Below are 22,255 nucleotides of genomic sequence, written 5' to 3'. Positions count from 1 at the left end.
CTCCATCCTCCTTATATCTCTTTTAAAATTTCATAAATAGAATCTATACTTTGTGCATGTATTAAAGAATTTCGTGTTTCATCGTCCATTAAAGATCTAGAAAGTCTTTGTAAAAGTTTTAAATGAGTATTATCACTATTATTAGGAACAACAATCATAAACACTATCTTAGGCTGAGATTCATCTAAACTTATCCAATCAATGCCATTTTTATTTTGCAAAACAGCGACAGTTGGTTTGTTAACAGCATCAGATTTTGCATGTGGTATCGCTACGTTCATACCAATTGCAGTTGTAGATTCCATCTCTCTATCTAAAATAGCTTGTTTTACAATGTCAGCATTATTAATATATCTATACTTTTGAAGTTTGTTGACCATATAATCTATGGCCTCACCTCTTGTATTAATATCACTATTGATATCAATGACATTCTTTTGAAATACATTTTGATCACTATTGCTAGTTTCTTTGTTCATTTCTAAATTATCAGTATTACTTGTTTCCGACTGACCCTCTAGTTCTGGTTCTTCAATATCAGTTATAGGTGTATTTCTTTTTAAAATTAGAATAGTAACCATTGTGACTAAACTACCGATGATTACAGCAATAAAGAACCATATAATATGATTTATGCCTCCAAGTACTGCAACGATAGGTCCACCATGAGCAACTCTATCTCCTACGCCACCTAATGCAGCAATCACTGATGCAACCATAGCACCTATCATATTTGAAGGAATAATACGTAACGGATCTTGAGCTGCAAATGGAATTGCACCCTCAGTAATACCAAATAGGCCCATGGTAAATGAGGCCTTACCCATTTCTTGTTCGGAATTATTAAATTTATTTTTTTGTACAAATGTTGCTAATCCTAATCCAATTGGTGGCGTACATACAGCTACAGCTACCATACCCATAACTGCATAGTTCCCTTCAGCTATTAAGGCAGAGCCAAATAAAAAGGCTACTTTATTTACAGGTCCACCCATATCAAATGCAATCATTGCACCTATAATTAAAGCTAGAACTATGATATTCGCACCTTGCATTCCTTTTAACCAACTAGTTAAAGCAGTGAATAAACCTGAAATAGGTGCCCCAATAACGAATATAAAGATTAAACCTACTACTAATGAAGCAAGTATTGGAATAATGATAATTGGCATAATCGGCGCCATTGCTTTTGGTACTTTAATATTTTTAATCCATTTTGCTACGTAACCAGCTATAAATCCTGCTACAATACCACCTAAAAATCCTGCTCCGGCTTCACTTCCATATAAACTACCATCAGCTGCTATTGCTCCACCAATCATACCCGGAACCAATCCAGGTTTATCAGCAATACTATAAGCTATATATCCAGCCAATATAGGTACCATGAAACTGAATGATAATTTACCGATACTTTCTATAGATTGCCAAAATGAACCATCTGGTATTTTAAGACCTTCAGATGTAGGATGACCACCTAAAGTTAATGCTATAGCTATCAATAATCCACCGACAACGATGAAAGGAACCATAAATGACACACCGTTCATTAAATGTTGATAAACCATTTGAATCCCTTTTTTATTGCTTTCTTCATCTTCAGAATAGTCATTTTGATTTGAATCATTTTTATCGTGATAAATTTTCGCATCTTGATCAATAATTCTTTGTATTAACTTCTCTGGATGATGTATACCTTCTCTAACATTTTCATTAATTAAACGTTTACCATTAAATCTTGATAAATCGACTTGTCTATCAGCTGCGATAATAATACCATCAGCCTCTCTAATCTCTTTCGCAGTTAATACATTTTCTGCACCTACACCTCCTTGAGTCTCTACTTTGATATCTACACCCATCTCTTTGGCAGCTTGTTCTAATTTTTCTTGTGCCATATATGTATGTGCAATACCATTGGGACATGATGTAATTGCTAATATTTTCATCACTTTCACGCTCCTTTTAATTTAATTGTAAGCGTTATTATTTAAGTACAAAAAAAATAATTACCGTTACTAGTGGTAATTATTTTTGTAATAAATTCATTATCGTATTTTGAAAGTCTTTTTTCTCTAAGTTAGCTAACAGCTGGATATCTTCTTCTGTAAAAATTGCTAGTTTTTGCATCATTTGTTTCATTAAATGAACATCTTGTTTTTTTATAGCTAAAAAGAAGACAAGTTTGACATGATGTTCTTTCCAATAAAATCCTTCAGTACTTTTAAAAATAATGACTTGTGATTTTAGAACCTCATCTGGATTTCCATGTGGCATTGTCATGGAATTACCAATATAAGTTGAAGACATTTTTTCTCTATTTAGTGCTGTTTCAATATATTTATCTGATATAGATTTGCTTTTTAATAAAATTTGATTAGCCACTTCAAAAACGTTTGGAATTGTTTGCTTGAATTCATCAACTACGGTAGTAAAAGATATTTCATTTAAGTCATTTTGTTTATTAAGTGGATTCATTTTGTCTTTAACAACTTGATTCAATTTTAATTTATCTTCTTCAGAAAATAATGGGCTTACTTTAATGACTTCAATATTTTCTTTGATAGCTAAATTAATATCATGTGTTGTTATAATTACATCTATATTATGAAATTTATAACTATCAATATCCTCTAATTTCAAAATATCTATAACATTTATACTATTATTAATATTGGAAATTTTAGTTTCTAATAACTGTGCAATGCCTAATCCATAGTAACAACATATAACTACATTGATTTCTGTAACTTCATTACGATCAATAGACGCTTGGAAATGTATAGTTAAAAAAGCAATTTCATCTTCACTTAAATGAATATCAGAATCATTAGCGAGCTCATTAATAATGTCATAAAGTACATTAAATACATATGGATATAAGATTTTTATTTCACTTGTTAATGGATTGTTTAAATAAACTTCTTTTATAATTCTTAAATAAGTTCGACTAAAATGAGAAAGTAAATTTTCTTTTAATACAACATCAGAGGAAAACTTAACTTTCAATTTTCTCTCCATTTTAATAATCATTTTTTGGATATAACTTTCAATGAAGATTCTTTCGAATCCTAAATCAAATTTATTAAAATGATAGCTAATAAAAAAAGAAAATAATTGAGCAGTTTGTTTACTTATTCGATAACCAAGTTTCTGATTAATATCATCAACAATTTGATTAGCAATTACCATTGATTCATTATCAATATACCAAGATTTTTCGATAATAGGATGCCTTTTGACAATTAAAATAAGATGAATAATAAGTTGCTCAATTTGAATTTGCGAAGTGAAGATATGATGCTTCTCTAACCTATCTTCTATAATTTGTTTAATACTATTAATATGAGCCTTAGGTAATTCATTTAAAATTAAATCCTCAACTCTATCTGTCTGTTTTGATAATTGGTTTAAATGTAAAATAGCATTATTAATATCGTTTTCTCGACCATTAACTGTTATTCCACTTTTCTTTAAAACCTGAATACTGACATCAAATTTTTCACACCACATTTGTACTCTATTGACATAATCTATAACTTCTTTTTTAGTTATATGATAGTCTCTTGTTAACTGATTTAATGACATGGATGTACTATGCATAAGTAATTCATATGCTATTCTTATTATCATTTTACTATCTCGATTTAAATAATCAGTTAATTTGTCATCAATTTGGTCAAGCGAATAACATGAAGTATTCAAAAAATATCCTCTAGACTTGATACTCGTGATAACATCTTTCATAAATTCAGAATTAATTACTTTAATATCATTTCTAGCTGTCTTATTAGATATGTTTAAATACGAAGCTATGTCATCAGAAGTTAAATATTCTTTATGATTATTCCTTAATAATTCAATTAGTTTAACTTGTCTTTCTATCATCTATTTTATCCCCATTTCCCAATAGTTGGAGTTATTAGCGATATACTTTATTATTTAATTTTAATTATTTACAATTGTATTATATTAAATTTCAATAAAACATTCCTGTTTTTTATACGCTTAAGTTTATGCAGTACTTTTGTTGGAAAAATCGTTATATTCATTTTCTGTATATTAGGTACACTAAACGCTACAAGAAGAGACATGATTTTTCTCATTATACTTTAAATAAGTGAATAGGAGATCTTCAGAGACAAAAAAGTCTATAGTCAAAAAAATTGAAGTAGAACCTATTTTTAGATTCATAAAGGCTATTTTTGGATTCACTCGAATGTCGGTTCAGGGCTCAATAGGGTTAAACGTAAACTTGGATTTGTGTTAATAGTAGTAAACATTTTAAAAATTGTCGCTTAACGATCCTTTTTCGAAATTAATGATGAAAAAGACAGCTTCTATCAATCCTCAATAGAAATTATCTTTTTTATTTTTACCAAGAACCTAATGTCCCAACATCCCTTTATTTTTTTATTAAATAATGTTATTATATAAATATAAAAACTCCTAACCACTTTTAGAGGGCGATTAGGAGTAAAACATGGCGCATATTACACTTTTTATATGTCAATATGTATCATAACTAGACCATTTTTATGCCTCTCATTCTACTTAGTATGGGAGGTTATTTCTTTCTACATAACAATGCGACTAGATATATTGTCACAATAACTTGTATAAACAACGTTATATGTATTTCAATATTGATAGCCATAGGTACCACCTCGCCTTCATAACTAAAATATGGCTGGTTAGTGATATACATTGGTAAATTGGCCACCAAGTTTTATAAAATAATTATACACGTTTAAAAATAATATAGAATTTCAATTAAATTATTTTTAAATATTTAAGTCTCTTAACTTTTATGACTTTTATATTTATCTCTACTTTTCTCAATTTTTAAATTTCTGCACTACTGCACTACTTCTCTCCATTCTCTTTTCTGCGTAATCAATTGTCTTATTTCTTTATAAGTAGTCTCTCTAGCCCACTAACCACTTCTAAATAACAAAATCACACCACTGCATCTTATTAATTTTACATATAAATTTATGACAAATTAACAACATTTGAATTAAATTAACAAACAATATTGAAAACGCATACTTCTCCATGATAAAATTAAGATATAAGGACATAAGATTCTAGTCATTACACTAACATTGTTTAATGTTTTATATTAATTTCATATACTAACGTGTTACTAAGTGAGATTAGGCATGAGTTAATAAGTACTGTGTACGTATATTATTTATGGATACGGCTTATTTACTCATGCTTTTTTATTGAATCTTATCAATTAGGCTTCAAATAACGCTGGCTGAAACGTCTAATATAATTTTTCATACATATCGTATTGTCAATGTGATGTTCAGTCTTACTTATTCGAATGCCAAGACAATATTATTTGGAGGTTAGACAAGTGAGAAAGAAATTGTTTGGTCAATTGCAACGTATTGGTAAAGCATTAATGTTACCTGTTGCCATTTTACCTGCAGCCGGATTACTATTAGCTATCGGTACTGCCATGCAAGGTGAATCATTACAACATTACTTACCTTTCATTCAACACGGTGACGTTCAAATGGTCGCAAAATTAATGACCGGAGCTGGTGGCATTATCTTTGATAACTTACCGATGATTTTTGCCCTCGGTGTCGCTATTGGTTTAGCTGGCGGTGATGGTGTTGCAGCCATCGCAGCATTTGTAGGTTACATTGTTTTAAATAAAACGATGGGTGATTTTTTACAAGTTACACCTAAAAGTATCGGAGACCCATCTAATGGATATGCTAGCATTTTAGGTATCCCAACGCTGCAAACAGGTGTCTTCGGTGGTATTATCATCGGGGCTTTAGCCGCCTGGTGTTATAACAAATTCTATAACATTAACTTACCGTCATATCTAGGTTTCTTTGCCGGTAAACGTTTTGTACCTATTATGATGGCAACAACATCATTTATCTTAGCGTTCCCTATGGCATATATTTGGCCATATATCCAAACAGGTTTAAACGAATTCAGTACTGGTTTATTAGATTCTAACACTGGTTTGGCTGTATTCTTATTTGGTTTCATTAAACGTTTATTAATTCCATTTGGTCTGCACCATATCTTCCATGCACCATTCTGGTTCGAATTTGGCTCTTGGAAAAATGCAGCCGGAGAAATCATTCATGGTGACCAACGTATTTTCATCGAACAAATTCGTGAAGGTGCGCATTTAACAGCTGGTAAATTTATGCAAGGTGAATTCCCTGTTATGATGTTCGGTTTACCTGCAGCAGCATTAGCGATTTATCAAACTGCCAAACCAGAAAATAAAAAAGTTGTTGCTGGTTTAATGGGTTCTGCTGCTTTAACATCATTCTTAACTGGTATTACTGAACCATTAGAATTTTCATTCTTATTCGTAGCACCACTATTATTCTTTATCCATGCTGTACTTGATGGTTTATCATTCTTAACATTATATTTATTAGATGTTCATTTAGGCTATACTTTCTCAGGTGGATTCATCGATTACGTCTTACTAGGCGTCTTACCTAATAAGACCGCATGGTGGCTAGTCATTCCTGTAGGCTTAGTTTATGCAGTGATTTATTACTTCGTTTTCAAATTCTGTATTATCAAATTAAAATACAAGACACCTGGTCGTGAAGATAAACAATCACAAAGCTCACAAACTTCTGCCACAGAGTTGCCTTATGCTGTACTTGAAGCTATGGGTGGTAAGGCTAATATTAAACATTTAGATGCTTGTATCACTCGTTTACGCGTGGAAGTGAATGATAAAGCTAAAGTTGATGTTCCAGGTCTAAAAGACTTAGGTGCTTCTGGTGTCCTTGAAGTCGGTAATAATATGCAAGCTATCTTTGGTCCGAAATCAGATCAAATTAAACATGAAATGCAGCAAATTATTAATGGTCAAGTGGTTAAAAATCCAACTACTTTAGCAGATGATAAAGATGATGCTATTGTCGTTGATGAAGATGCTAATGCGGCTGGTAGCTTAAGTCATATCGTTTATTCACCATTATCTGGTGACATCATTCCTTTAGCCGATGTTCCTGATCAAGTGTTCAGTGAAAAAATGATGGGTGATGGTATTGCCATTAAACCAACAATTGGCGAAGTTCACGCACCATTTAATGGTAAAATCCAAATGATTTTCCCAACTAAACATGCGATTGGTTTAATTTCTGATAGCGGTTTAGAATTATTAATTCATGTAGGACTAGATACTGTTAAATTAAATGGCGAAGGCTTCACTTTAAAAGTTGAAGAAGGACAAGAAGTAAAACAAGGCGATGTACTAATGACTTTCGATTTAGACTATATTCGTAACAATGCTACAAGTGATATTACCCCTATTATTGTTACACAAGGCAATATTACTGAGCTTGATTTCACACAAGGCGAAAGTGGTTCCATTTCATTTGGCGATCAATTGTTCGAAGCAAAATAAATATAATATATAACAATATAGGCGTTAACCTAAGCGATTTAGGTTAACGCCTTTTCACTTTAAATTCAGTATAATGCTAAACCATTTGCATGCCATATTTCCCCTATAAAAAATTAATTATACGCTGTTGTTAACGTTTACACAATAAAGTCAATATACTTGACCTTACATAATGAGTGAGACTATCATGATAAATGTAAATATTAAGAAAAGGTGGTTTTGTTATGACTAAACAACGCATTGGAGCTTATTTAATAGACACTATTTATCGAGCTGGTGTCGACAAAATTTTTGGTGTTCCTGGAGATTTCAATCTTGCTTTTCTAGATGATATTATCGCTAACCCACACGTGGACTGGGTGGGTAATACAAATGAGTTAAACGCCAGCTATGCAGCAGATGGCTATGCTCGCATTAATGGACTTGCTGCCCTAGTTACTACATTTGGTGTCGGAGAATTAAGTGCTGTCAATGGTATTGCTGGTGCCTATGCTGAACGTGTTCCGGTGATTGCCATTACTGGTGCCCCTACACGTCAAGTAGAACAAGCTGGTAAATATGTTCACCATTCTTTAGGTGAAGGTAAATTTGATGCTTATCGTCAAATGTTTGCTCATATTACAACAGCACAAGGCTATATTACGCCTGATAATGCAACAACAGAAATACCTAGATTAATTGATGCTGCAATCAATGAACGTCGTCCTGTTCACATTCATTTACCGATTGATGTTGCTTTAACTGAAATTGACATTATTGAACCTTATAGCCTTCAACCTCAAGAAGATGTGGATGCCTCTCGTTATATTCAACAATTAGCAACTAAATTAGCATCCGCTTCACAACCCGTCATTATCGCCGGACATGAAATTAATAGCTTTCATTTGCATAAAGAACTAGAAGCTTTCGTTGATGCTACCAATATACCAGTCGCGCAATTGTCATTAGGTAAAGGTGCATTTAATGAAGAAAATGCACATTATCTTGGAATTTATGATGGTAAAATCGCTGACGACAACGTTCGCCAATATGTCGACAATAGTGACCTCATTTTAAATATTGGAGCCAAATTAACCGATTCAGCAACTGCTGGTTTCTCATATCAATTTGATATTAATGATGTCATCATGTTAAATCATAAATACATTAAAATAGATGATGTTACAGTAGAAGATATTCCATTGCCATCATTACTTCGACAATTAAGTTCTTTAACATATCACAACTCATCATCATTCCCTAGTTACCGACGTCCTGAAATACAACACCATAATGTAGATTCAGAGCCATTAACGCAACAACGTTATTTTGATATGATGCAAACATTCTTGAAACCACATGATATTATCATTGCTGAACAAGGCACATCATTCTTTGGTGCCTATGATTTAGCATTGTCTCAACACAATATTTTCATTGGACAGCCTTTATGGGGATCTATCGGCTATACGTTACCTGCAACGTTAGGTAGTCAACTTGCTGACCAACAGCGTCGTAATATATTACTAATCGGTGATGGTTCACTACAATTAACCGTACAATCACTATCAACAATGATTAAGCAACATATTAACCCAGTCATTTTTGTCATTAACAATGATGGTTACACAGTGGAACGTCTTATTCATGGTATGTATGAGTCTTATAATGATATTCACATGTGGGATTATAAAGCCTTGCCTGCTGCCTTCGGAGGAAAAGATGTCCAAGTTCACGATGTGTCTTCTAGCAAAGACTTACAAGACACATTTAATCGTATTAATGCTCACCCAGATGTCATGCATTTTGTTGAAGTGACAATGGCAGTAGAAGATGCCCCACAAAAACTCATCGACATCGCCAAAGCATTTTCAGAACAAAACAAATAATATTAAACCTAATGGCTAATAAGAACTATCATGATAGCAAGCTCATCAAATGCTTTCTGAGAGCTATGTGTTTATAATGATTGACCGTGTGGAAAATGGATATACATTACGGCTGACCTTGAGACCAAAAGTTTATACACTATGGGGTAGCTACTGTCTTGTATAATGATAATAAAACAACATTTTGCACCTAAAGTTAGCCTTGCAAGATTGGAATGACAATATTAGTTCTGTTCCACTGACACACTAAAAATAGTTATACAAAGAAAGGACGCTGACCTGTGACGATCAATTTTAATAAAACTGCGTTAGTGCTTGTTGATTTACAACAAGGTATTACCAAACTCGATTATGCACCACATTCAGTTGACACTATTATTAATAATGCCAATCGTTTAATTAATATATTTAGACAACAGAATGGTTTCATTGCCTTTGTACATGTTGACTTTTATGATGGTCAAGATGAATTAAAACCGAATGCCATGATTCCTCTGCCACCAAAGCAAGGAACAGATTTCGCGCAATTTCATCCTCAACTAGATAAAAGAGATGATGACTATGTCGTAACTAAACGTAATTTCAGTTCTTTCTTCGGTACTGATTTAGATTTACAATTACGTCGTCGTGGTATTGATACCATCGTCCTTGGTGGTGTAGCAACACATGCTGGTGTTGACTCAACTGCACGTGATGCTTTTCAATTGAATTACAATCAATATTTCATCACTGATATGATGTCTGCGCAAAATGACACGACACACAACTTCCCTATTAATTATATTTTCCCTATTATGGGACAAACGCTAACAACTGATGACTTTATCGCTCGTTTGGAGATATCTTAGATAGTGGCTTGTTCTACTTAGCAGCTATTTAAGTAGCGTCATTCATCATTTTAATAACTGCACTTACCATGATGACTATGGTAAGTGTAGTTTTTTATTACCAATTTTTAACAACATCATTGCGCCTTCCCTTTTTCAATAATTGTCTATCTATGAAATATCTCTGAAAAAGTATGACAACATGATTTTCTTAATCATATACAATATAGTCGCCCAAATAGTTAAAATGTTATCTCTCGTTTGTTAGCGTACGCTTTTAACTTACAACCCTTGAAATATTAAAACTGTTTATATTATCCTATTTTAGTTACTGATGTATCTTTATGTGTTTGTATATTTTATGCCCAATTTAAAAAAATTATATCAATTGCTATTTAATCTTTGATATTATCTTTATAAGCATACTTATAAAAGTCCTACAAAGGAGAACAACGACATTCATGAAGAAGAAACTAACATTAAAAGAAAATATTTTTATTGGATCAATGCTATTCGGACTATTTTTTGGAGCTGGTAATCTTATTTTTCCAATACATATGGGCCAAGCTGCTGGTTCTAACGTACTCATTGCTAACTTAGGTTTTTTAATCACCGCAATTGGATTACCATTTTTAGGCATCATAGCTATAGGTATTTCGAAAACATCTGGTTTATTTGACATTGCTTCACGTGTAAATAAGACTTATGCATATATTTTTACGATTGCACTGTATCTTGTCATCGGACCCTTTTTCGCTTTACCCAGACTAGCAACAACATCGTTTGAGATTGCATTTTCACCATTCTTAGATGCTAAACAAATGACATTATATCTATTTATTTTTAGTTTACTATTTTTCATCGTGGCATGGTTCTTTGCAAGTAAACCATCACGCATTTTAGAATATATCGGCAAATTTTTGAACCCAATTTTCTTAATACTATTAGGTATCATATTATTATTTGTCTTTATTCATCCACTTGGCAATATTAGCGATGCACCTGTCAGTAAACAATATCAATCTAACGCCTTATTCAATGGTTTCTTAGATGGTTACAATACGCTCGACGCACTTGCCTCATTAGCATTTGGTATTATTATTGTCGCAACTATTAAAAAGTTAGGCATTGAAAATCCTACCGACATTGCTAAAGAAACAATTAAATCTGGTACAATCAGTATCATTATGATGGGTGTGATTTATACACTATTAGCTATGATGGGAACATTGAGTATGGGACACTTTAAAATAAGTGACAATGGTGGTATTGCCTTAGCTCAAATCACTCAATATTACCTAGGAAATTATGGAATCGTACTCCTTTCACTCATCGTTATGGTCGCTTGTTTGAAAACGGCAATAGGTTTAATTACGGCATTTTCAGAAACATTTGAACATCTATTTCCTAAATTAAATTATTTAGCGATTGCTACTGTTGTCAGTTTCGTGTCATTTTTATTTGCTAATGTTGGTTTAACTAAGATTATTATGTACTCAATTCCCGTACTAATGTTCTTGTATCCTTTAGCAATTGTCTTAATCGTCTTAACATTATTCAGTAGTAAATTTCAGCATGCTAAAATTGTTTACCAATGGACTATTTTCTTTACTTTACTCGCAGCTTTCATAGATGGCTTGAAAGCAAGTCCGACATTTATTTCACAAACAGCATTTGCTAAATCAATGATTGGCTTTGGTCAACACTATTTGCCATTATCAACGATTGGCATGGGCTGGGTAGTTCCAAGTATTATTGGTTTTATTATCGGCTTTATTGTCTATAAAGTAAAAAATCGTCAAACACCAACAACATAATTAAATTAGTACAACGATACACTAACCTTTAATGGTTATCTGTTTTTTAGGACTGATCAATAAAAAGTGAATAATTATGTATCAGTCCAATTTGGAAGCGAACCCTTTTAATACAATGACACATATAAAAACCGAGATAGTCACAATAAATGTTGACCATCTCGGTTTATTTTCATTCATTTTAAAAGGTTATCTATTTTTGGGACTAATGAATAACATAATTATGTACTAATTCAATAGGGAATAGTACCTTTTAAAACTGATGCATGCGTTATATTTTTTTATATTTTTCAATGTCAATTATTTCATCACAACGTTCAGCTAAAGTCATATCATGTGTTGCCATGATTAACACTTTATCTTTAGTTAGCATACTGAATAAAGCATCCATAATTTGCAAACCCGTTTGCTGATCTAATGAGCCAGTTGGTTCGTCCGCCAATATAATAGCAGGATCTTTTAGGATTAAGCGAATAAGTGCTACACGTTGTTGTTCCCCACCACTTAATGTATGTACTTTACGCTTACTGTCTGCAGTTAGACCAAATTCCTTTAGATACTTTAATTTCAATGCTTTTTTCTGTTGTCTTGATATCTTTTTAAAAGCCAAACCAAGATCCAAATTGGCATCAATTGACAGATTATCGATCAAGCCATAATTTTGAAACAGATAGCCTAAATCATTTTTATAAAATTGATGATTAAACTTTTGAAGCTTGCCATCTATCATAATTTGATGCTTCTTATTCTTTTCAAGACCTGCGATTAGATTAAGTAATGTCGATTTACCTGAACCACTCTTACCAATAAGTGCATATGATTTACCCTTGTCGAACTTTATATTTAAATGATTGAAAATGGTCTTATCATCTTTATTAAGTGTGATATCTTGTAATTCAATCATATATATCACCTCGCTTGTTCAGGAAACTGTGATTTGTCAATGTAAGTGATTGATTTAACATAGCGTCCTTTATGCGTTACTTTAACGTATGCATGACTTGGATCAAATCCATTAAATGTTAAGGTATATCCTAACTTGTCACCATCTTTATCATAGATAGTAATATCTTCATAATCTTGCGTCTTGGTTGGTACTTTTGCATAGTGTGTTTCCATTTTTATAAATGGGTTAAAGCGATCAATATACGGTACGTTAATATACATGATAATAAAAATCACTACGATAATGGCTAATATGCCAGCAAATACTGTTTTCATTAACTTTACAACTCCCTTATCACTGTATTGAAATGTTTTTCTAAATAACGCATATAGAAACATTGTAAGAATAGCTGTATAACTAAGGTTGTAAGAAATAACCAACTTAAATATGGACTATTAATGAGATTGTGGGAGATGCCCCATACGATTATTAATAACAGGTTACTTAGTAATAAATAGCGATAATGTATACGCACAAGTTTATAACCAAAGAGCTTTTTCATCACAATCACTTTATTATGCTGCTCAAAATATATTTTGACATCAAATAGTACGACAGTAATTATCACAATCATTAAGAAAACCATTGATGACGATAACACAATGAGTTGAAGCTGATTTTCTCTGTAATCACGTTCAATAATATCTTTGACTTTAGTGACACCGCTGATCTTATTTTGCAAGTTATATTTTTTTATACTGTCATTAACAGCATCATAATCTTTAAATAGATAGCCACCTTGTGATAGTGTGGCATAGTAGAAATCATCCCATAAATCATCTGCAGTGACATTGATAATCGCTGACGATTTGACCTTTTTAAAATAATCTACAGTACGATACTCAAATGAAAAGAGATCGGTTGGCTGTTTAACTTTCGTTACTCGGATTGAACCCTTGCTCATATTTTTAGCTTTTAAATCTTGATACCAACCTTGATACTCAGCGTTAATTGTGTGCCAATCAACTTTGTGGTTTGCCGGAATCATTGCTTCAACGCGCTGTGGTTGATCATTTAACGGAATATTTAGTGGATATTTTTGATTGTATAATTTCCAAAACTGTGGATTAACAAAGGTGACATTACCATCAAAGGGTGAAAAATTTTGAGGAGATGATGCTAAAAAACTTTTTGTTTTAATTAATAGTGCATTTCCATGTCGTTCATTATCTTGAATCAACTTATGTATGTTAGCCATTGAAGATTTCATTGCTGCTTCATCTTCTAAAATAGGAGCCAACTCAACAGCATAATAATCATCTACCACATGCCAATATTTCTCTGTTGATTTAACTTTCTGTAAATCTGACAGGATATTTAAATTTTGAGTAATAACAAATGCCAATAAGACTAATACGATACATTTCGCTACAGTATTAATCGTGCGCATCGTCTTAAAATGTTGTTTCCCTTTGATCATACTCGCAATATTCAAATTAAGTAATAATATTGCTGACCAAATATAAGCGACGATGACAAATAGTATCAATATCATATCTAAGACAATCAACCTTTGAAGAAACACTAAAAGATTGCCATTAAATGTCGTTAGTATTAATGTCACGATGGTTACTAATAATTGGCTCATAATCATGATTAACCAATAGCCACTTTTACGTATAAAGCCTTGAGCAATGAGCTGGTGAAGTTGATAACCATGTAAAGCTTGAATCGCATACTGTTTGAAGTTTCTATTTTTATCATATAAATAATATAAGACATAAATCATAGCAATCGCTATAATAGGTATAATTAACTGTGTATCAAATAGAACTTCTAAAGCTATTTGTCCTGTATTTACTTTAGTAATATGAGCCTTGAGCCCTTTATCTTGAAACATGTCTTTGAGCGCTTGTTCATTAAAATGACTCGACATTATATAATAATCGCCTAGCACATCACGTTGTTGTAATGCTTTATCTGTTAAATAGTGATTGACAAGTTGTGAATTGAAGGGCTGTATTTTGATGTTATTAAGTGGATTAAATATATAAATATCCTTATCTACATTCCCTTTACTGATACTCGGACTCACTTTATAAATAGAGATATCTTGTTGCTTAGCAAATTGTTCAATTGATTTAAATATATCTGTTTTACTGTGTTCATAGTTCCATTTGTTAATATTCACTATATATTTAGCATTAGGAATATAACTTTCACTTTCTTTGTAACTAAAGATAAATAATAAAAGGGCAACTAATAACACCACAATAAAATCCAATACTACTTTAAAAACTTTCATGCAACACCTCGAATGTTCTTCATACATTTATTAATAAACATTGTAGAATGCTTTATTAGCAAACCACCATCTTTTTTCAGCAGATGTCCTAGCTTATTTGCCTGGTTTTGTATATCTACTATTTGATTTATAACGCCCTATTGCTGTGGAACTATGTCCTTTATAACCATGATAATAATAAGACCATACATATTGGGCCATAGTTTCAACTACCACCTTCTGCTTAATCAGTTTAATCAGTAGTCCCATAAACAAATGGTAAAAATCCAATAAATAAACTGAGTGCTAACAAAATAAACGTAAATTGTCTTCTCCTTTCGTTTCACTCATTTTCTATATTTTATATTTCTTTATCTTTAATTATAATATACTGAATTTTCTGAAATATTCAAAGAATTTATCTTCTTATTCATAATTAAATTATTATTCTTATCATTTTAATATTAAATTTTTATTTGACACTTATAGCGAACAACTGTAATATATTAATATTATTTCTTTAAAATGTATAAATATAAGGGTGGGGATTATATTGACATCTTTGATTGAACTTACAGAGCGCCATAGTTCTAATAATTATGCACCATTAAACCTTGTTATTACCAAAGGACAAGGTGCTAGAGTTTGGGATATTGACGGTAATGTTTATATTGATTGTATTGCTGGGTTTTCCGTAGCTAACCAAGGGCATTGTCATCCTAAGATTATTGAAGCCATGACAGCTCAGGCATCTAAATTATCGATTATTTCTCGTGTTCTTTATAGTGACAACCTAGGTCTATGGCAACAAAAACTTTGTCAACTTGCTCAAAAGGACAAAGTGTTAACTGTAAATACTGGTACTGAAGCTGTTGAAGCTGCTTTAAAAATTGCTAGAAAATGGGGAACTGACATTAAAGGTATTGCTGACGGAAACGTTCAAATTATTGCCATGAATAATAATTTTCATGGACGGACGTTAGGATCGCTATCATTATCTAATCATAGCGCTTATAAACAAGGATTCCATCCGCTTCTTGAAGGTATGACTACTGTTGATTTCGGTAACATTAAACAATTAGAACAAGCAGTCACAGATCATACTGCAGCCATTATCTTAGAACCTATTCAAGGTGAAGGCGGTGTTATTATTCCTCCTGCTGGTTATATACAAGCCGTTCGCAAGTTATGTGATGAGCATAATATTTTGTTAATTGCAGACGAAATTCAAGTCGGCTTAGGTCGAACAGGAAAATTATTCGCTATGGATTGGGAAAATGTTGTACCTGATATGTATATTTTAGGCAAAGCACTAGGTGGTGGTCTATACCCCGTATCGGCTGTATTAGCGAATAATGATGTAATGAAAGTGTTAACACCTGGTACACATGGTTCAACTTTTGGTGGCAACCCATTAGCTATCGCGACATCAACTGCTGCAATTGATGTACTGATTGAAGAACAACTCATTCAACGCTCTGAACAATTAGGCAAGATGTTACTCAAACAATTACAACAGCTTGATAGCAAGGTGATTAAAGACATCCGTGGTCGCGGTTTATTTATTGGTATTGAATTACATTGTAATGCTGCACCTTACGTTCAACAACTCATTCAACACGGCATTCTTTGCAAAGATACACATGGTACAATTATTCGTTTATCTCCACCCTTAGTTATTAGCGAAGCTGATATTCAGTGTATCGTTAGTGCTTGCCAAGATGTCTTTACTAACACAACGAAATTAGGCATATAACAACTATAGTGTGAGGCTTTGTTAACTTATAAAGCGCCATAGATTCATAAATAGGAGGGATTTCTCATGATTAAAGTAGGTATTGTTGGTGGTAGTGGTTACGGAGCAATTGAATTAATTCGTTTATTGCAAACACACCCCTTCGTTACGATTACACATATTTATTCACATTCAAAAGTTGATGAACCATTGCATCATACTTTTCCACATTTACAACATTTGATACATCAGTTTGAAGCATTAACTGTTGATCATAATGATTGTGATGTTATCTTTTTTGCGACACCTGCACATGTGAGTAAAGTATGCATTCCTCCTTTTCTTAATACTGGTATCCATATCATTGATTTATCTGGTGCTTTTCGTCTGACAAATCGAGATGTCTATGAACAATATTATCAAGAGGAAGCAGCAGCTATTGAAGATTTAACTCGTGCATCATATCGTATTGCTGAATGGCCTAACATATTAAGTAGTACTTCAGTTAGTCATCGTAATAATCATTCGGAGATTAATAGTGACGCACCATTGTCACAGGGTCAACTAATTGCTAATCCTGGATGTTTTCCAACTGCAACATTACTAGCACTGCATCCTCTAATAAATGAACGTATTATCGATGTATCAACAATTATTATTGATGCTAAAACAGGTGTATCTGGTGCAGGTCGTTCACTGTCACAACGTGTTCACTTTTCAGAAATGAATGAGAATTTAAGTGCTTATGCCATAGGTCAACATAAACACAAACCTGAAATTGAACAATATTTATCAGCAGTTGCTAACGAAACAGTCTCTGTAATCTTCACTCCACACCTAGTCCCAATGACACGCGGCATTTTATCAACGATATACGTTAAATTAACTACACCACAAACAGCAACGTCGTTACATCACTTAATGACTTCATATTATGAGCAACATCCATTTGTTAGAATTAGAGCGTTAGGACAATTTCCTACTACAAAAGAAGTCTTAGGTAGTAATTATTGTGACATTGGTATTTACGTTGATGAACAATCACAACAGGCTATTTTAGTATCAGTGATTGACAACCTTGTTAAAGGTGCTAGTGGTCAAGCTATACAGAACCTAAACTTACTATACGATTTAGATATTACAACAGGACTTGAGCAATCGCCAGTCTATCCATAAGAGGTGTTCCTATGATACAACATGAAACTACACAACAATTTACAATAATAAATCAAGGTGATATTAGTACACCTCAAGGATTTATTGCTGGTGGCATGCATATTGGCTTACGAGCTAATAAAAAGGATTTTGCTTGGTTATATTCAACAAAATTAGCCAGTGCAGCAGCAGTCTACACGCTTAATCAATTTAAAGCCGCACCATTAATTGTCACAGAAGAGACTTTGAAGCAATCATCTGGAAAATTGCAAGCTTTAGTAGTTAATTCAGCAAATGCAAATTCTTGTACAGGTCAACAAGGCATTAATGATGCGAAGCAAACTCAAGCTTGGGCAGCGCAACAATTACATATTGACCCTAAACATGTTGCAGTGACATCAACCGGTGTCATTGGCGAATACTTACCAATGGATAAAATTAAATATGGTACGAAACATATCCTAGACACTCAGTACTCAGTACCTAACGCTTTTAACGAGGCTATTTTAACTACTGATACGTGTACGAAGCACACTGCCGTCACACTAACAATTGATGGCCACACGATTACTATAGGTGGCTCAGCCAAAGGTTCTGGTATGATCCATCCTAATATGGCAACCATGTTAGTCTTTATTACTACTGATGCTAATATTGCTAATGATGATTTAACAACACTTTTAAAATCTACTACAAACCACACTTTTAATATGATTACAGTAGATGGTGATACTAGCACGAATGATATGGCCTTAGTCATGGCTAATGGTTGTGCACATCAAACGCCTTTAACTCCACAACATCCTCAATGGATGACATTTGTAACAGCATTTAATTATGTGTGTAACTACTTAGCACAAGCTATTGCCCGTGATGGTGAAGGTGCTACAAAGCTTATTACCGCTAATGTTAATGGTGCTAGCTCAGTATCTGACGCTAAAGTTGTTGCCAAAAGCATTGTCGGTTCTAATCTAGTGAAAGCTGCGATTTTTGGTCAAGATGCTAATTTTGGTCGCATTATTACAGCAATTGGTTACACAAATTGTGACATTCAACCTAATCAAACATCGATTAAGTTGAATGGTATAGCTGTAGTAAAACATGGTATGGCGGTATCTTTTAATGAAGATGAGATGTCGCAAACATTAAAGCATAATGATATTACGATTGATGTTGATTTAGGTGTTGGCAATAATGAGGCAACTGCTTACGGTTGCGATTTATCTTACGATTATGTCCGAATTAATGCTTCATATCGCACATAAATACTAGAGGTGAAATCATGACTAAACATATTATTATTAAAATTGGTGGAAGTACTTTAACAAATATGCACGAGACAATCATTACCGATATTAAAGCATTGCGTGAACTAGATATTCATCCAATTATTGTACATGGGGGTGGACCATTCATTAATAACGCGTTGCAAAGTCATAATATTGCCCCTCAATTTATTGATGGTTTACGTGTTACTGATGAACAAACACTCGACATCACACGTCAAACATTACTTGCTGATGTCAATACTGCTATCGTTGCACGTTTTAACCAATACAATTGTCACGCTATTGGTTTAAATGGCTTAGATGGACAATTATTTAATATCACACCTTTGAATTTTAAATATGGTTACGTTGCTGAACCTAGTCAACTTAATACCGAAACCTTAACACACCTATGTTCAATGTTTATACCTATCATTAGTTCCATTGGATATAACTATGATTGCAATCAATTTTATAATATCAATGCAGATACACTTGCTTATTACATGGCAGCTTCCTTAAAAGCACCTATATACGTGTTAAGTAATACTTACGGTGTAATCGTAAATGATAAAATTTTATCTATGTTAAAAACATCAGACATCGATAGTTGTATCGCTAGCGGTGATATTTATGGTGGGATGATTCCTAAAGTTCGCGAGGCTCAAAAAGCAATATCACTTGGTTGTAGTAGTGTTGTCATTGCATGTGGGGCAACAGAGCATATTATTAGTAACATTTATCATAATGATTTTATGGGTACAGTCATCAGTTAACTTGAACAGTAATCAAATATACCCCTGCTAACAAGGAATGATGAATCGCACCCCAAAAGTTAGACCTAAAATCTAACTTTTGGGGTTCACTTCAATGAATTTGTATAGCAGGGGCTTATTTTACGATAACATCGTTTAGCTTTAACATCATAGATTGTCTTTGTTCATACACTAAATAACTATTCATTTAATGATATTATGCGGTACTTTTGTTTTTTTATAATTTGATATTGTGAATAAAATCACATTGTTTTATAATGACACTACATAAAGAAATGGAGGTCATTATATTGTCAAGAAAACAAATAGGGTTATTAATCTATGCTGGTCTTATAGGTGGCTTATTATCTGGCATTGTCAAATTAGGATGGGAAGTGATGTTTCCACCACGTACACCTGAACGAAATGCTACAAACCCACCACAAGAATTATTGCAGCAATTAGGATTCAGTAGTGACTTCACACATCAAACTTATACTTTTTCTACAATGCAACTACCATGGGTGAGTTTTATCATACATTTCAGTTTTTCTATTGTCATTGCGATTATTTATTGTTTTTTAGTTCGTAAATATTCATACATGGCGATGGGTCAAGGTGCGGTATTTGGTATTGCAATGTGGGTATTATTCCACCTCATTATTATGCCGATTGCACATACAGTACCTGCTATATGGGATCAACCTTTCCAAGAACATCTATCTGAACTCTTTGGTCACATTGTTTGGATGATGACTATAGAATTAGTTCGTCAACATTTTGTCTATCGTTATAAAATAATATAAAGTCAAACACCTCTATACTTGAGATAATTCATCTTCTCAAATATAGAGGTGTTTTTATGTCATTATCAGGTTGCGCTAATTATCATGATATTACAGACTTAGTAAGTCGAAAGTTGACACTCTTTTTAAATTAAAATTACTCTTGTTGGTAAATGCAATTTGGACGATAAAATCATTGATGATAAAGTGTTGAAATGCTACTTCTTGCTGACGGTAATAACACTGTTTTGTTACATCATGTTCCTCTAAGCTATACATCTTCGCTTTACCGAATAATTTATTTAAACTTTCTTTCATAGTCCAAATATTATAAAAGTCTTGATTATTGTGAATTATACCAGCTTCATTGTCAGATAAACATGTTACTAATGTCTTCCAATCTAGCTTATTTGATATACGTTCGATATCAATACCTACAGGTTGCGAATCAACAACACATGCAATATACGGAAAGCTATATGATAAATTGACATGAATCATCGGTTGATTCACATGTTTTTGAATAATACTAATTTTACCTTGCTTGGAAATTTGATACTCCCATTCATGTGGTAATAATCCAGTATCATATTCGATACCATATTGTAATAAGATATCACCTAGTTTATGCAACCACTGATCATGTGCGCATTGGTAATGATTTATTATTGGCTTTTTTAATGACCAAATACTTCGGCTTAACATGGATTCAATATTTTTAAATTTATGTTGTAGTTTCATTACAAATACGGTCATGACGTCTCCTACTTACTTTATTAATTAATATTTATTACAAAAGTCATGGGAATGGAACCGAAATAACTTTGGTTCTCTCCAAAATTGGACTGATATATAATTATATTTTAAGCCTCGCACCCCAACTTGCACGTTATAGTAAAAATTCTATTTATAGCATTTTTCTATGTTGGGGCCCTTGCCCAACTTGCATTGCTTGTTGAGCCTGGGACAAAATGTATTTTACACTTAAATTTAAGCATTTGGCAGTAACTGTCTGGTTTTCAAAGCGTTGATAAATCACCATTTTGAAAACCTAGTCAGTCTTGCCGGGGTGGGACTACGAAATAAATTTTATATAAAATTTATTTCTGTCCCACTCCCTTTGTGTTGGGTCCCAATGCAGTTGTTAGAGTTTCTGCTATCTTGATAGCTAGAAAATCTTATGCAGTTTATTATGAAGTAATAAACTGTAGACCTTTTTCATAGCAACTGTAATCCTTTTAAATTTTTTGATGACGGAACCCACCCACCCGACAATACTCAATAGAATTATCAAACTTTCATTCATCAATATTTAATAATCCAAACAGTTACGGGCATTCACATCATATTAAGTATAGATAAGGCTTTATCCCAGGCTCTTAGAGTACGTAGTCTAATAAAATGATTAGTCACGTCTTTTTAATAAATAACTTAACTTTAGTTTAGTTATAATAAAAACCT

17 protein-coding genes and 1 pseudogene are annotated in these 22,255 nt (G+C 32.8%); 10 read left to right on the top strand and 8 right to left on the bottom strand.

Annotation, left to right across the window (positions count from 1 at the left end):
* Positions 1-11: 11 nt before the first annotated feature.
* Both J3R86_RS00625 and J3R86_RS00620 read right to left on the bottom strand, forming a co-directional pair.
* Positions 12-1,949: a fructose-specific PTS transporter subunit EIIC gene (locus J3R86_RS00625; protein WP_207517620.1), complete on the bottom strand. Its 1,938-nt coding sequence runs from the start codon at positions 1,947-1,949 to the stop codon at positions 12-14.
* 79 nt (positions 1,950-2,028) lie between these two features.
* Entirely contained in the window at positions 2,029-3,888 is a 1,860-nt protein-coding gene (locus J3R86_RS00620; RefSeq protein ID WP_207517619.1) for a BglG family transcription antiterminator, read from the bottom strand.
* 255 nt (positions 3,889-4,143) lie between these two features.
* Between J3R86_RS00620 and J3R86_RS12290 the strand changes: the two are divergent.
* Positions 4,144-4,424 (top strand): annotated as a pseudogene (locus J3R86_RS12290) (transposase); the annotation flags it as partial.
* A gap of 143 nt (positions 4,425-4,567) precedes the next feature.
* Here the strand turns inward: J3R86_RS12290 and J3R86_RS00615 are convergent.
* Entirely contained in the window at positions 4,568-4,723 is a 156-nt protein-coding gene (locus J3R86_RS00615; protein WP_207517618.1) for a hypothetical protein, read from the bottom strand.
* Between the two features lie 645 nt (positions 4,724-5,368).
* On the opposite strand from J3R86_RS00615, the gene ptsG reads away from it, so the two are divergent.
* The 4 genes from ptsG (at position 5,369) to brnQ1 (ending at position 11,926) form a co-directional block, all read left to right on the top strand.
* Positions 5,369-7,414 carry a glucose-specific PTS transporter subunit IIBC gene (gene ptsG / locus J3R86_RS00610; RefSeq protein ID WP_207517617.1) on the top strand — a complete coding sequence of 682 codons (2,046 nt, stop codon included), beginning with the start codon at positions 5,369-5,371 and terminating at the stop codon, positions 7,412-7,414.
* Between the two features lie 224 nt (positions 7,415-7,638).
* Positions 7,639-9,282 carry an alpha-keto acid decarboxylase family protein gene (locus tag J3R86_RS00605; protein WP_207517616.1) on the top strand — a complete coding sequence of 548 codons (1,644 nt, stop codon included), beginning with the start codon at positions 7,639-7,641 and terminating at the stop codon, positions 9,280-9,282.
* A 281-nt stretch (positions 9,283-9,563) separates the two neighbouring features.
* On the top strand, positions 9,564-10,130 hold the full coding sequence (locus J3R86_RS00600) for an isochorismatase family protein (RefSeq protein WP_207517615.1): 567 nt from the start codon (positions 9,564-9,566) through the stop codon (positions 10,128-10,130).
* Between the two features lie 440 nt (positions 10,131-10,570).
* On the top strand, positions 10,571-11,926 hold the full coding sequence (gene brnQ1, locus J3R86_RS00595) for a branched-chain amino acid transport system II carrier protein BrnQ1 (RefSeq protein ID WP_207517614.1): 1,356 nt from the start codon (positions 10,571-10,573) through the stop codon (positions 11,924-11,926).
* A 271-nt stretch (positions 11,927-12,197) separates the two neighbouring features.
* Here brnQ1 and J3R86_RS00590 read toward each other — a convergent pair whose 3' ends face one another.
* From J3R86_RS00590 to J3R86_RS00575, 4 genes are all read right to left on the bottom strand, one after another.
* Positions 12,198-12,830 carry an ATP-binding cassette domain-containing protein gene (locus J3R86_RS00590; RefSeq protein WP_207517613.1) on the bottom strand — a complete coding sequence of 211 codons (633 nt, stop codon included), beginning with the start codon at positions 12,828-12,830 and terminating at the stop codon, positions 12,198-12,200.
* A gap of 5 nt (positions 12,831-12,835) precedes the next feature.
* Positions 12,836-13,147, bottom strand: a complete 312-nt coding sequence (locus J3R86_RS00585) for a YxeA family protein (protein ID WP_207517612.1) — start codon at positions 13,145-13,147, stop codon at positions 12,836-12,838.
* Between the two features lie 5 nt (positions 13,148-13,152).
* A complete protein-coding gene (locus J3R86_RS00580) occupies positions 13,153-15,117 on the bottom strand; it encodes a DUF1430 domain-containing protein (RefSeq protein ID WP_207517611.1) in 1,965 nt (654 codons plus the stop codon).
* A 93-nt stretch (positions 15,118-15,210) separates the two neighbouring features.
* On the bottom strand, positions 15,211-15,318 hold the full coding sequence (locus J3R86_RS00575; RefSeq protein ID WP_207517610.1) for a lactococcin 972 family bacteriocin: 108 nt from the start codon (positions 15,316-15,318) through the stop codon (positions 15,211-15,213).
* A gap of 331 nt (positions 15,319-15,649) precedes the next feature.
* Between J3R86_RS00575 and rocD the strand changes: the two genes are divergently transcribed.
* The 5 genes from rocD (at position 15,650) to J3R86_RS00550 (ending at position 20,815) form a co-directional block, all read left to right on the top strand.
* Positions 15,650-16,852, top strand: coding sequence for an ornithine--oxo-acid transaminase (gene rocD / locus J3R86_RS00570; RefSeq protein ID WP_207517609.1), 1,203 nt, complete (start codon positions 15,650-15,652; stop codon positions 16,850-16,852).
* A 66-nt stretch (positions 16,853-16,918) separates the two neighbouring features.
* The gene (argC, locus tag J3R86_RS00565) at positions 16,919-18,007 is read left to right on the top strand and encodes an N-acetyl-gamma-glutamyl-phosphate reductase (RefSeq protein ID WP_207517608.1); all 1,089 of its coding nucleotides are present in this window, start codon (positions 16,919-16,921) and stop codon (positions 18,005-18,007) included.
* An 11-nt stretch (positions 18,008-18,018) separates the two neighbouring features.
* Positions 18,019-19,251, top strand: coding sequence for a bifunctional glutamate N-acetyltransferase/amino-acid acetyltransferase ArgJ (argJ, locus tag J3R86_RS00560; protein ID WP_207517607.1), 1,233 nt, complete (start codon positions 18,019-18,021; stop codon positions 19,249-19,251).
* Between the two features lie 17 nt (positions 19,252-19,268).
* The gene (argB, locus tag J3R86_RS00555) at positions 19,269-20,030 is read left to right on the top strand and encodes an acetylglutamate kinase (RefSeq protein WP_207517606.1); all 762 of its coding nucleotides are present in this window, start codon (positions 19,269-19,271) and stop codon (positions 20,028-20,030) included.
* A 305-nt stretch (positions 20,031-20,335) separates the two neighbouring features.
* Positions 20,336-20,815 (top strand): YagU family protein, encoded by a 480-nt coding sequence (locus J3R86_RS00550; RefSeq protein ID WP_207518487.1) that lies wholly within the window; start codon positions 20,336-20,338, stop codon positions 20,813-20,815.
* Positions 20,816-20,905: 90 nt separating this feature from the next.
* Here J3R86_RS00550 and ausB read toward each other — a convergent pair whose 3' ends face one another.
* The gene (gene ausB / locus J3R86_RS00545) at positions 20,906-21,550 is read right to left on the bottom strand and encodes an aureusimine biosynthesis 4'-phosphopantetheinyl transferase AusB (protein WP_207517605.1); all 645 of its coding nucleotides are present in this window, start codon (positions 21,548-21,550) and stop codon (positions 20,906-20,908) included.
* Positions 21,551-22,255 lie beyond the last annotated feature (705 nt).

Source organism: Staphylococcus simiae (genome assembly GCF_017357005.1).
Lineage (GTDB): Bacteria > Bacillota > Bacilli > Staphylococcales > Staphylococcaceae > Staphylococcus > Staphylococcus simiae_A.
Note: the sequence above shows the minus strand (reverse complement) of the source record. Positions and strands in the feature narration are given on the sequence as shown.

Excerpts from the sequence above, each read along its gene's own strand:
- J3R86_RS00625 (WP_207517620.1), bottom strand. The coding sequence starts at position 1,949 with ATGAAAATATTAGCAATTACATCATGTCCCAATGGTATTGCACATACA.
- J3R86_RS00620 (WP_207517619.1), bottom strand. The coding sequence starts at position 3,888 with ATGATAGAAAGACAAGTTAAACTAATTGAATTATTAAGGAATAATCAT.
- J3R86_RS00605 (WP_207517616.1), top strand. The coding sequence starts at position 7,639 with ATGACTAAACAACGCATTGGAGCTTATTTAATAGACACTATTTATCGA.
- brnQ1 (WP_207517614.1), top strand. The coding sequence starts at position 10,571 with ATGAAGAAGAAACTAACATTAAAAGAAAATATTTTTATTGGATCAATG.
- J3R86_RS00590 (WP_207517613.1), bottom strand. The coding sequence starts at position 12,830 with ATGATTGAATTACAAGATATCACACTTAATAAAGATGATAAGACCATT.
- J3R86_RS00585 (WP_207517612.1), bottom strand. The coding sequence starts at position 13,147 with ATGAAAACAGTATTTGCTGGCATATTAGCCATTATCGTAGTGATTTTT.
- J3R86_RS00580 (WP_207517611.1), bottom strand. The coding sequence starts at position 15,117 with ATGAAAGTTTTTAAAGTAGTATTGGATTTTATTGTGGTGTTATTAGTT.
- J3R86_RS00575 (WP_207517610.1), bottom strand. The coding sequence starts at position 15,318 with ATGGCCCAATATGTATGGTCTTATTATTATCATGGTTATAAAGGACAT.
- argC (WP_207517608.1), top strand. The coding sequence starts at position 16,919 with ATGATTAAAGTAGGTATTGTTGGTGGTAGTGGTTACGGAGCAATTGAA.
- argJ (WP_207517607.1), top strand. The coding sequence starts at position 18,019 with ATGATACAACATGAAACTACACAACAATTTACAATAATAAATCAAGGT.
- argB (WP_207517606.1), top strand. The coding sequence starts at position 19,269 with ATGACTAAACATATTATTATTAAAATTGGTGGAAGTACTTTAACAAAT.
- ausB (WP_207517605.1), bottom strand. The coding sequence starts at position 21,550 with ATGACCGTATTTGTAATGAAACTACAACATAAATTTAAAAATATTGAA.